Origin of the sequence: Pseudomonas sp. SCPG-7 (genome assembly GCF_002156405.1) — a bacterium.
Taxonomy (GTDB): domain Bacteria; phylum Pseudomonadota; class Gammaproteobacteria; order Pseudomonadales; family Pseudomonadaceae; genus Aquipseudomonas; species Aquipseudomonas parakoreensis.
The window spans coordinates 450,125-461,513 of the sequence record NZ_MVOO01000003.1 but is presented as its reverse complement, the minus strand read 5'-3'; the positions used below and the strand labels follow the sequence as shown (position 1 = coordinate 461,513).

Annotated in this window: 9 protein-coding genes and 1 pseudogene; 3 read left to right on the top strand and 7 right to left on the bottom strand. The window is 61.4% G+C overall.

From position 1 onward, the window contains the following. The first annotated feature begins 3 nt into the window (after positions 1-3). A complete protein-coding gene (locus tag B1722_RS09065; protein ID WP_041075024.1) occupies positions 4-315 on the top strand; it encodes a YqfO family protein in 312 nt (103 codons plus the stop codon). Between the two features lie 1,087 nt (positions 316-1,402). Continuing rightward, positions 1,403-1,765: a DUF6124 family protein gene (locus B1722_RS09060; RefSeq protein ID WP_041063089.1), complete on the top strand. Its 363-nt coding sequence runs from the start codon at positions 1,403-1,405 to the stop codon at positions 1,763-1,765. Between the two features lie 247 nt (positions 1,766-2,012). On the opposite strand, the pseudogene nagE reads toward B1722_RS09060, so the two are convergent. From nagE to B1722_RS09025, 7 genes and pseudogenes are all read right to left on the bottom strand, one after another. Beyond that, positions 2,013-3,729 (bottom strand): annotated as a pseudogene (gene nagE / locus B1722_RS09055) (N-acetylglucosamine-specific PTS transporter subunit IIBC). Between the two features lie 35 nt (positions 3,730-3,764). Next, positions 3,765-6,278: a phosphoenolpyruvate--protein phosphotransferase gene (gene ptsP / locus B1722_RS09050; RefSeq protein ID WP_041063095.1), complete on the bottom strand. Its 2,514-nt coding sequence runs from the start codon at positions 6,276-6,278 to the stop codon at positions 3,765-3,767. A 34-nt stretch (positions 6,279-6,312) separates the two neighbouring features. Further along, positions 6,313-7,323: an SIS domain-containing protein gene (locus B1722_RS09045; protein WP_041063098.1), complete on the bottom strand. Its 1,011-nt coding sequence runs from the start codon at positions 7,321-7,323 to the stop codon at positions 6,313-6,315. After that, a complete protein-coding gene (gene nagA, locus B1722_RS09040; protein ID WP_041063102.1) occupies positions 7,316-8,422 on the bottom strand; it encodes an N-acetylglucosamine-6-phosphate deacetylase in 1,107 nt (368 codons plus the stop codon). Before nagA ends, B1722_RS09045 begins: the two co-directional genes overlap by 8 nt. A 30-nt stretch (positions 8,423-8,452) precedes the next feature. Further along, positions 8,453-9,184, bottom strand: coding sequence for a GntR family transcriptional regulator (locus B1722_RS09035; RefSeq protein ID WP_027610964.1), 732 nt, complete (start codon positions 9,182-9,184; stop codon positions 8,453-8,455). Between the two features lie 282 nt (positions 9,185-9,466). Further along, positions 9,467-9,982 (bottom strand): murein L,D-transpeptidase family protein, encoded by a 516-nt coding sequence (locus B1722_RS09030; RefSeq protein ID WP_041063109.1) that lies wholly within the window; start codon positions 9,980-9,982, stop codon positions 9,467-9,469. Positions 9,983-10,074: 92 nt separating this feature from the next. Next, a complete protein-coding gene (locus B1722_RS09025) occupies positions 10,075-10,626 on the bottom strand; it encodes an NUDIX hydrolase (protein WP_041063112.1) in 552 nt (183 codons plus the stop codon). Between the two features lie 146 nt (positions 10,627-10,772). On the opposite strand from B1722_RS09025, the gene B1722_RS09020 reads away from it, so the two are divergent. Next, positions 10,773-11,372: a CoA pyrophosphatase gene (locus B1722_RS09020; protein WP_007967803.1), complete on the top strand. Its 600-nt coding sequence runs from the start codon at positions 10,773-10,775 to the stop codon at positions 11,370-11,372. The last annotated feature ends 17 nt before the right edge of the window (positions 11,373-11,389 follow it).

The window sequence follows — 11,389 nt, the reverse complement described above, 5'->3', positions numbered from 1 at the left end:
CCTGTGTACAAGCTCGCGTTTTTTGTTCCCGACAGTCATGTCGAGGTGGTCAAGGACGCTGTATTCGCTGCCGGTGGTGGGCGGATCGGTGACTATGACCGCTGTGCGTGGCAGGTGCTTGGGTCTGGTCAGTTTCGGCCTTTGCACGGCAGTCAGCCGTTCATTGGTGAGGCGGGGCGGGTTGAGCGGGTCGAGGAATGGAAGGTTGAGCTTGTGGTTTGTGATGAGCTGATTCGTGAGGTGGTGGCGGCTTTGAAGTTGAGTCACCCTTACGAGACGCCGGCTTACGAAGTGTGGCGGCTGGAGGATTTCTGATCTTTTTGCCGCTGGAACGGGAAACCCGCAGATGAGTGATTGTCTGCGGGTTTTTTGTTACCTGCGATTTGAGGGGTGACTGCGTTTCATTGTGGGAGCTGGCTTGCCAGCGATGGCGCCCTTATAGGCGACCATGCTCTGTCTGATTGAGTGAGTATCCGTTGCTTCGGGTGCGGCGGCTGGCGGTTTCGCCCTTACGGCGACTCACTTTTTTTACAAACGCCTAAAAAAAGTAAGCAAAAAAACGCTTGCTCCTGCGTTCGGCCCGCTCGCTGAGGCTCGGGGTCCCTTCGCTCCGGGTTTGATCCGGGCGCAGCGCCTACGGTTTGCTTCGCTGCACCTCCTCTCGCTGTGTTTGGCTGCGCCAAGCGGTCGCTGCGCTCCCACCCCCGGATCAATCCCTCCACTCAGCCTTCCGACGTCGCCCGTGGATCAAGATCAAGATCAAGAACGACAGCCGAGCTTGCGCTCATCCTGGAGTGGGGCGGCTTCGCCGCATGGCGGTGTTCACAAGTTAAAAATATGGGAGCTGGCTTGCCGGCGAAGGCGCCCTGCCAGCCAACCGTTCTCCAATTGAATACCCCCAATCCATTGTGGAGCTGGCTTGCCAGCGATGGCGGCCTGAAAGCCGACCAATTTCTATCTGGTGCAGTACTCACCTGTAGGAGCTGCCGAAGGCTGCGATCTTTTGACTTTGGTTTTTTACAGGCAAAGGGCAGATCAAAAGATCGCAGCCTTCGGCAGCTCCTACACGAGATGTTTTGTGTTTAAGAGTGTGTGGAATTACCAGAACCTTCCCACAAGATTTTCAGGTTGTCCCTCGGACGTCCGGTCTCTAGGCTTCGTCTGTCGCTGCCAATTCAGCGACCGGGAGGTGAGATACCCGATTTGGATCCCCAGACAAGTGCCCCCATAATTGCGGCCAGCTTTCGCTGTCAGCAATTCCTTATGGCGGCTATGTACGGGCGGACTTCGGTCCGGCCGGATTTGGGGTCCTTACCGGTAATCTCACTCCGTACATGGCTGCCACCTCTTCTCCGAGTGAGATCGGGATCAAGTGGCTACAACACTTAAAAGGACTTGTTCGATGGACAAACTGATCCCCGACCCACCCCACAAAACCACAGCACCACCCGTCGACGCCATCCGCGTCGAAGACCTGACGAAAGACCGTGAAGCCATCAAGCGCGCTGTCGATTTCTACTTCACCCAGCAACCCGCTCAGGCGCATCAGCCCAGCACAATGTTCCTGGTCAACCCCAGCATCGACACCGAAACCCTGCTAGCCCACGCCTACGAATCGTTGGCCTGCGCCAGTGCCATGGCCAGCAACTTCGCCAGCGAACTCAGCGGCCTGCAACGCAGCAACGCACTGGCGATCCAGCAAATCGTCATGCTCGCCGAACTGGCGGTAAACCGCGCGCTGGACCGGGTCGATCCACAAACCTGACAACGCGACATCGTTGATCGCCAGTAGGCTTGCTTCCACAACGTCGTGTACGATTTTGAGAACTTTGCCCAACCTGTGGGAGCCTGGCTCGTCAGCGATGGCGACCTGATTCTTGGGAAAGATAGCTTCCATGTAGGAGCTGTCGAGTGAAACGAGGCTGCGATCTTTTGATCTTTGCTTATGATTGTAAAAAGCAAAATCAAAAGATCGCAGCCTGCGGCAGCTCCTACATGGGTGATGTGTGGGGTCAGACTTTGGCGCTGACCTCACTGCGATTAACCAACGCCTCAATCGCCCCACTCAAACTCGCGGCTTTCTCGCCAATCAACAAGTGCCAGACCCCACCTTCCAACGGGCTTACACCCTGGCAACCCAGCTCTTTCAACTGAGCCTCGGAAAGCGCTTTACCATCGGCCAGTTGCAGGCGAATGCGGGTCAGGGCGATGCAGTCCAGCTGCAGCACATTCTCGCTACCACCCAGTGCTGTCAGCCATTGCTGGGCTTCCGGTGCAGCGACGAATGCAGCTTTCGATTCCTCGACCACCACCGTAGGCGTAGCCACCAACGCACGCCCCAGCGCTGGCATCGCGAGCCGGATTTCGTCGGCGATGCTGTCGGCCAATGGCCCAACCACCACCTGCAAGCTGCCGCCCTTGCCCGGGCGTACCACGGCCATCGCGCCCAGCGCTTTCAAATCCGCATCGGATGCCTTGTTGCGATCGACCATTTCCAGGCGCAGACGAGTCGTGCAGGCGCCCACGGTAAGCAGATTCTCGGCACCGCCCAAGGCCTTGATGTACGCAGCGGCACGTTCGTTTTCCGTGAGCACTGACTTCTCGGTGGCGGCCACATCCTCACGACCCGGCGTCTTCAAATTGAAGCGACGAATGCAGAAATCAAACACCGCGTAATACACCACGGCGTAAGCCAGCCCGACCGGAATCACCAGCCAGCCATTGGTCGAGCGCCCCCAACCGAGCACCATGTCGATGAAGCCGCCGGAGAAGGTGAAACCCAGGTGAATGTTCAGCGCATTGGTGATCGCCATCGACAGGCCGGTCAGCAGCGCATGCAGCAGATACAGCAGCGGGGCGAGGAACATGAAGGCGAATTCGATTGGCTCGGTCACGCCCGTTAAAAACGAGGTCAGGGCCATCGACAGGAAGATCCCGCCCATGACCTTGCGCCGCTCCGGCAGCGCGTTGCGGTACATCGCCAGGCACGCAGCAGGCAGACCGAAGACTCATCATCGGGAACATGCCGGTCATGAACTGGCCGCCCTTCGGATCGCCGGCGAAGTAGCGTGACAGATCGCCGGTGACCAGTGCACCGGTGGTCGGATCGGTGAAGTTGCCGAACACGAACCACGCCATGTTGTTGAGGATGTGGTGCAGGCCGGTAACGATCAGCAGGCGGTTGAACACGCCGAAGACGAACGCGCCAATGCTGCCGCTTTCCATCATCAGCGCGCCGAAGGCATTGATGCCGTGCTGGATCGGCGGCCAGATGTAGCCGAACACCACGCCCAGCCCGACGGCTGCGAACCCGGTGACGATCGGCACGAAGCGCCGGCCGCCGAAGAACGCCAGGTACTCCGGCAGCTTGATGTCCTTGAAGCGGTTGTACAGCGCGCCGGCCATCAGGCCGCTGACGATCCCGGCGAGCATGCCCATGTTGATGCTCGCGTCGAGCACCTTGAGGGTGGAGATCATCACCAGGTAACCGATCACCCCGGCCAGGCCTGCGGTGCCGTTGTTGTCCTTGGCAAACCCGACAGCGATGCCGATGGCGAAGATCATCGCCAGGTTGGCGAAGATCACTTGCCCGGCGTCGTGAATGATCGCGATGTTTAAAAGGTCGGTGTCACCCAGACGCAGCAGCAGGCCGGCAATCGGCAGGATCGCGATCGGCAGCATCAGCGCGCGGCCGAGGCGTTGCAGGCCTTCGATGAAGAGTTGGTACATGGTGGTTCTCCCTGCTCTTTATAGAGAGCTTGTTGTTAGTGCAGAGGCCAATGCTGGTGGCAGGCGTGACGTACCGCAGCGGCGCTGTTGAGTTTCAACAGGTCGAGGCTGAGGCGTTGGCATTCGGCCTCGTGCAACTGGCGCACGCGGTCCTTGATTTCACCGATCTGCACCGGGCTGACCGACAGTTCCGTCACGCCCAGGCCGATCAGTACCGGCGTCGCGAGCGGGTCGGAGGCGAGGGCGCCGCACACGCCGACCCAGCGCTTGTGCACTGCCGCGCCTGCGCAGGTCATGGCGATCAGGCGCAGCAGCGCCGGGTGCAAGGCATCGACCCGGGCGGCGAGGCCGGCATGGTCGCGGTCCATGGCCAGGGTGTATTGCGACAGATCGTTGGTGCCGATCGAGAGGAAGTCGGCGTGCTCGGCGAGTTGTTCGGCTTGCAGCGCGGCGGCGGGGACTTCGATCATCACGCCGATTTCCGGGCGCTGGCTGATGTTCAGTTCCAGGCACAACGCATCGACGCGTTGACGAATGTGCAGCAGTTCGTCGACTTCGGTGACCATCGGCAGCAGGATCCGGCAGCGGCGCAGCGGGCTGACTTGCAGCAGTGCGCGCAGTTGTTGATCGAGGATTTCCGGACGGGCCTGAGCCAGACGAATGCCACGCAAGCCGAGTACCGGGTTGGCTTCGGCAGGCAGCGGCAGGTAGTCGAGTTGCTTGTCGCCGCCGACGTCGATGGTGCGGATGATCACCGAATGTTCACCCATGGCATCGAGCACCGCTTGATAGGCAGAGCGCTGCTCTTCGACGTCCGGCGCGGTCTGCCGGTCGACGAACAGAAACTCGGTTCGCAGCAGGCCGACGCCATCGGCGCCGTTGGCAAAGGCGTCTGCCGCCTCATGGCTGGAGGCAACATTGGCGACCACTTCGATGACCACGCCATTGCGGGTTTCGGCGGGCAGGTGGGCCTTTTTCTGTTGCGCATCGCGGCGTTGCTGACGCTCGATTTGCGCCTGCTGCACTTCGGCCAGACGCTCGGCATTTGGCTTCAGTTCGAGGCGACCGCCATCGGCATCCAGCACCACCGACTGACCTTGTGCTTGATCGAGTAAAGCGGCGCCCAGTGCAACCAGGCACGGCAGACCTTTGCCGCGCGCCAGAATCGCCACATGCGAGGTCGCGCCGCCTTCGGCCATGCACAATCCCGCGACACCTTGCGCGCTGAGTTGCAGCAGATCCGACGGCGTCAGTTCATGCGCAGCAACGATGGCGCCGGCCGGCACCTCGTAATGCCAGGCTTCGCCGAGCACGGCGCGCAGCACCCGTTGCTTGAGGTCGCGCAGGTCATTGGCCCGTTCGGCCAGCAGCGCGCTGCCGGTGCGTTGCAGCACCTCGCACTGGGCATCGATCGACTGGCTCCAGGCGTGAGTCGCCGCTGCGCCTTGAACGATGGAATGCTGCGCAGCGTCGAGCAGGGCCGGGTCTTCGAGCAGCGCCAGATGCGCGGCGAAGATCGCCTCTTCGTCGACATTCTTGTGTTTTTTCGCTTGCGCGAGGGTGCCGTCGATTTCGCTGCGCACCTGATTCAGCGCCGCGTCGAGCACCTGCTGTTGCTGCAGCGGATCATGATTGCCCGCATCCGCCGGCAAACTGATCGTGTTCAGGCGAAACAGCGGCCCGCCAACCAGTCCCGGCGCAGCACATACTCCGTGCAACACGCCAGCCTCGGGCGGGCGCTTAAGAGTGGCAACACTGACCGGCGCCGCCGCGTGATGATCATCCGGCAGCGCCGTGGCCAACGCGCTGAGCAACGCTTGCAACGCTGCTTCGGCATCCGGCCCCTGACAACTGACGTGCACCTCATCCTGTTCGCCAACCGCCAGGCCCATCAGCCCGATCAGGCTGTTGCACGGCGCCGATTTGCCGGCGAAGTGCAACTGCGAGTGGCTTTTGAAACCTTGTGCAGTCTGCCGAATCAGCGCGGCCGGGCGTGCATGCAAACCGCCACGATGCGCCACCGACACCTGCCCATGCACCTCAGTCCCGCCAGGTTCCTCAACATTCACTGCCGCACTGTTGCGGGCAATGATGTGCAGCAACGGGTCGCCGACCTTCACCGCTTTGAGGGTGATCGGGCGAACCTCGAAGTCTTGACTGTTGGTCAGGATCAACAGGCTGACCAGGCTTTTGCATTGCTGGCCGACCTTGTCCAGGTCGTAGCGCAACAACGGCTGCCCCTTGCTGACACGGGTGCCGTCCTTGACCAGCATCGAGAAGCCTTCGCCGTTCAGTTCAACGGTGTCGAGGCCCAGGTGCAGAAGGATTTCCGCGCCGTTGTCGGCGCGTACTGTCAACGCGTGCCCGGTGCGCGCGACGTGGATGATCAGCCCGGCGCACGGCGAATACAGAGTGTCATTCAACGGGTCGATGGCGATGCCGTCGCCCATCGCGCCACTGGCGAACACCGCGTCCGGGACTTTGGCGAGCGTGAGCACCGGGCCGCTGAGCGGGGCGCTGAGGGTCAGCTCTTTATTGTTGTTGTGCATGGCTCGGTCTCATCAGGTGTGCAGTCATTCGGACTTAGTGCGTACGGGTCACTTTGCTCAGGTGACGCGGCTGATCCGGGTCCATGCCGCGAGCCACGGCCAGGCCGGCGGCCATCACGTAGAAGCTCTGGATCGCCAGAATCGGGTCGAGGGCCGGGTGTTCGGCGCGGCTCAGGGTCAGGTCGCGTTCGAGAATGTCGTCCGGTGCCGCGAGCAGCACACGGGCACCGCGTTGACGCATCTCTGCCGCAAGACTGATCAGGCCGGCCTGTTCGGCACCGCGCGGGGCGAATACCAGCAGCGGGTAATGCGCGTCGATCAGCGCCATCGGGCCGTGACGGACTTCGGCGCTGCTGAACGCTTCGGCCTGAATCGCCGAGGTTTCCTTGAACTTCAGCGCGGCCTCTTGGGCGATGGCAAAACCGGCGCCACGGCCGATGACCATCAGCCGTTCACAGTCGCGCAAGGCGTCGATCGCGGTGCTCCAGTCCTGTTTTGCCGCTTCGCGCAGACCTTCGGGCAGGGCGTTGTGCGCTTCCAGCAGTTCGCGGTCTTCTTTCCAGTGCGCGATCAGGCGGGCGCTGGCGCTGAGGGTGGCGATGAAACTCTTGGTCGCGGCGACGCTGCTTTCGGTGCCGGCGAGCAGCGGCAGACTGAATTCACACGCCGCTTCCAGTGGCGAATCGGCGGCGTTGACCATCGACACGCTCAGCGCGCCACGCTTGCGCAGCAGACGCAGGCTGTTGACCAGATCCGGGCTTTGCCCCGATTGCGAGAACGCGAACGCGACCTGACCGCTGACCTTCAACGGCGCCTGCTGCATGGTCACCACCGACATCGGCAACGACGCCACCGGTACCCCCAGTTGCTGCATGGTCAGGTAGGCGAAGTAGCTCGCCGCGTGGTCGGAGCTGCCGCGCGCAACGGTCATCGCCACTTGCGGCGGCTGGCGGCGCAGGCGCCCGGCGATCTCGATCATCTGCGGGTCGAGCTGTTGCAGTTGGGCTTGCACGGCCTCGAACGAGGACAGCGCCTCTTCAAGCATTTTTGAAGTCAATGTCTTCTCCTTCGACCATGACGGCGGTCAGTGTGAGTGAGCGATCCAGCCGCACGCAGTCGGCCCAGGCGCCCGGTTCGAGGCGCCCGCGTTCGGTGATGCCGAGGTAGTCGGCGGGGAATTGCGAAAGACGTTGCGAGGCCTCGGCGATCGGCAATCCGATCTTCACCAGGTTGCGCAGGGCCTGATCCATGGTCAGGGTGCTGCCGGCCAGCGTGCCGTCGGGCAGGCGCACGCCACCCAGGCATTTGGTCACGGTGTGACTGCCGAGCTTGTATTCACCGTCGGGCATGCCGGCGGCGGCGGTCGAATCGGTGACGCAGTACAGGCACGGGATCGAACGCAGCGCCACGCGGATCGCGCCGGGGTGCACGTGCAACAAGTCCGGGATCAGCTCGGCGAATTTGGCGTGGGCCAACGCGGCGCCGACGATGCCCGGCTCGCGGTGATGCAGCGGGCTCATGGCGTTGTACAAATGGGTGAAACTGGTCGCGCCGGCATCGAGGGCGGCAACGCCTTCCTCGTAGCTGCCGAGGGTGTGGCCGATCTGCATGCGGATGCCGCGGCTGCTCAGTTCACGAATCAACCCGTCGTGGCCGGCGATTTCCGGAGCGATGGTGATCACCCGGATCGGCGCCAGCGCGAGGTATTGCTCGACTTCGGCCATCAACGCGGTGTGGGCGAAATTCGGTTGCGCGCCGAGTTTGCCGGGGTTGATGTACGGACCTTCCAGATGCACACCAAGGACGCGGGCGGCACCTTGCGGACGCTGTTCGCAGAACTCGCCGACCTCTTTCAGCACGCTGGAAATCTCGGCGCTCGGCGCGGTCATGGTGGTGGCCAGCAGTGAAGTGGTGCCGAAGCGCACGTGGGTTTTGGTGATGGTTTCGAAGGCGCTGGCGCCTTCCATGATGTCTTTGCCACCACCGCCGTGGACGTGCAGGTCGATGAAACCCGGCAGCAGGTACGGCAGGTCATTCTCGGCCGGATCGCAGGGCACGCCTTCGATCGACACGACTTTGCCGTGTTCGTGAATCAGCCGGCCGCGAACCCAGCCGCTGGCGGTGAGGATGTTGTCTTCGGACATTTTGCTTCTCTCGTTTGGCCTGGCTGCCGGTCAGCGGCGAAGCTCTGCAACAAAGTCGTAGTAGTCGTTGCGGCAATAGGTGTCGGTGACTTCGATCGGCGTGTTGTCTTCCAGATAGCCGACCCGGGTCATCAGCAGCATGGCGGTGCCGGGGGCGATGCCGACCAGTGCGGCGAACTCGTCCGAGGCGTTGATCGCCTGAATATGCTGCAGGGCGCGGACGATCGGTTTGCCGATGCCGTCGAGGTACTCGTAGAGCGAATCGCCGACCAGGTGCGGCTTGGGCATGATCGAGGCGGGCAGGGTGCTCATCTCGATGGCCATAACGGTGTCGTCGGCCTTGCGCAGGCGTTTCATGCGCGCCACCTTGTCGTTCGGCGACAGGCTCAGGCGGATCAGTTCTTCGTGAGTCGGCAGGGTGATTTCGCGCTCCAGCCACTGTGAGCTGGGGACGAAGCCCTTGAGGCGAAGCATTTCGCTGAAGCCCGAGAGGCGTGACAGCGGTTGTTCCAGACGGGGGGTGATGAAGGTGCCGGAACCTTGCAGGCGGCGGATCAGACCTTGATCGAGCAGCACTTCCAGCGCCTTGCGCGCGGTGACCCGGGAGATCCCGAGTTGCTCGCTGAGGTTGCGCTCGGAGGGCATGGCCTGCTCGGCCTTCCATTGCCCGGAATGGATCGCCGATTCCAGATTGCGCGCCAGCTGCAGGTACAGCGGCGTCGGCTGGGAGTCATCTGGGCGTAGGGCCTGGAGGTCGTTCATGTAGGTCATTTCCGACGCGAGTATAGGATTGTTGTGGCTCGCTTGTGGGGCGGAAATTAATACCACTTGAATACCATGTCAACGCAGTGAATTGGCGTGTAGCCCAATGAAATGGCGGGTTTCGGGGTTTGTGGTTTGAAGTGGTATTAGGGGTGGGCTGTAAAAAGCAAAAGATCGCAGCCTGCGGCAGCTCCTGCAGTGGGAAGTGGTATCAACCCTGTAGGAGCTGCCGCAGGCTGCGATCTTTTGATTTATTTTTTTCAGGTGACCAGTGGTCAGTCGTTAAGGACGAATCTCGATCATCGTGCCGTCCGGCACCAGACCCCAGACTTCACGCATGTCCATGTTGCGCATGGCGATGCAGCCGTCGGTCCAGTCCAGAGTGTGGAACAGGTCTTCGGGGGTTTCTTCCGAATCCGGCGTGCCGTGAATCATGATCATCCCGCCAGGCTCGACGCCTTCGCGGCGGGCGCGGGCCGAGTCGCTGATGTTCGGGTAGGAGATGTGCATCGCCAGGTTGAATTTCTCGCTGACCTTGCGCCAGTCGATCCAATAAAAGCCTTCCGGGGTACGTTTGTCGCCTTCAATCAGTTTCGGACCTTTTTTCGCGCCCTTGCCCAGGGAAATCCGATAGGTCTTGATCGGCTTGCCGTCGGCGATCAACTGCAGTTGATGCGCCGATTTGAGCACCAGGATTTTTTCGATCAGCGGGGTGTTCGACGGCGTCACGGTGGTCACGAAGGACGCTTGGGAGACTGAGACGAATGACAGGCAAAACAGAGCAAACAACCAGCGCATTGAAACAATTCCCCAAAGAGTGACGCAACGTTAAGTGTAGGAGCTGCCGAAGGCTGCGATCTTTTGATCTTTTGATCTTTGGATTTTTTGAGTCAGCTAATGGCAGGCTGAGCCAGCGGCGGAATCGATTCGGAGCGAACCGGGTAGTTTTCGGCGCGGCGATCAGCGAAGAAACATTCTAAGGTACGCCCCACGGTGCGGAAAGCCAGCTCGTCCCAGGGAATGTCGGCTTCGTCGAATAGTTGCACTTCGAGGCTTTCGGGGCCGGCCGCGAAGTCCAGGTCGGCCAGTTCGGCGCGAAAGAACACATGCACCTGGCTGATGTGCGGCACATCGATCAGGGTATAGATGCTCAGATTGCGCACTCGGGCGCAGGCTTCCTCGGCGGTTTCGCGGATCGCGGCCTGTTCGATGGTCTCGCCGTTTTCCATGAAGCCGGCGGGCAGCGTCCAGTAACCCAGGCGTGGTTCGATGGCACGGCGGCAGAGCAGCACCTGGCGACCCCAGGTCGCGACGCAACCGGCGACGATATTGGGGTTTTGATAGTGAATGGTCTGACAGCTGTCACAGACAAATCGCAGTCGCGAGTCGCCTTCGGGAATGCGCTGGGTCACCGGGTTGCCGCACTGGCTGCAAAATTTCATGCTGGGGTTCCTGAATGCTGCGCCTATCTTGGCGCGCAGCGGTGTCGGTCGGCAAGTTGTCGTTTCGCGACATGGCCCGGCGAAGGGCTTGGGCGGCTGCAATGATTGGTGCATGATGCAGGGTAAGGCACAGATCGAGAACACTCATGCTGGACGAGCTACTGCATAGGGTAAGCAACCACACACCGCGCACGCTGGAGACCGATAAACGTTTCCCCGAGGCCGCTGTTCTGGTGCCGATCACCCGCAGTGACGAGCCCGAGCTGGTGCTGACCCTGCGGGCCAGCGGCCTCTCGACCCATGGCGGCGAAGTGGCCTTTCCCGGCGGTCGCCGCGACCCCGAAGACCCCGACCTGATTTTCACCGCCTTACGCGAAGCCGAAGAAGAAATCGGCCTGCCACCGGGGCTGGTCGAAGTCATCGGCCCGCTCAGCCCGCTGATCTCCCTGCATGGCATCAAGGTCACGCCGTATGTCGGGGTGATTCCGGACTTTGTCGAATACCAGGCCAACGATGCCGAGATCGCTGCCGTCTTCAACGTGCCGTTGGAGTTCTTCCGCAAAGACCCGCGTGAGCATACGCATCGTATCGATTATCAGGGCCGCAGCTGGTACGTGCCGAGTTATCGTTACGGCGAATTCAAGATCTGGGGATTGACCGCTATCATGATTGTCGAGCTGATCAATCTGCTCTATGACGAACAGATCAGCCTGCATCACCCGCCCAAAAGCTATATCAACACCTGAAGCCATCGCTCGAATGG

Coding starts and splice junctions, on each gene's coding strand:
- B1722_RS09020 (WP_007967803.1), top strand. CDS start 10,773: ATGCTGGACGAGCTACTGCATAGGGTAAGCAACCACACACCGCGCACG.
- B1722_RS09025 (WP_041063112.1), bottom strand. CDS start 10,626: ATGAAATTTTGCAGCCAGTGCGGCAACCCGGTGACCCAGCGCATTCCC.
- B1722_RS09060 (WP_041063089.1), top strand. CDS start 1,403: ATGGACAAACTGATCCCCGACCCACCCCACAAAACCACAGCACCACCC.
- B1722_RS09035 (WP_027610964.1), bottom strand. CDS start 9,184: ATGAACGACCTCCAGGCCCTACGCCCAGATGACTCCCAGCCGACGCCG.
- nagA (WP_041063102.1), bottom strand. CDS start 8,422: ATGTCCGAAGACAACATCCTCACCGCCAGCGGCTGGGTTCGCGGCCGG.
- B1722_RS09030 (WP_041063109.1), bottom strand. CDS start 9,982: ATGCGCTGGTTGTTTGCTCTGTTTTGCCTGTCATTCGTCTCAGTCTCC.
- B1722_RS09045 (WP_041063098.1), bottom strand. CDS start 7,323: ATGCTTGAAGAGGCGCTGTCCTCGTTCGAGGCCGTGCAAGCCCAACTG.
- ptsP (WP_041063095.1), bottom strand. CDS start 6,278: ATGCACAACAACAATAAAGAGCTGACCCTCAGCGCCCCGCTCAGCGGC.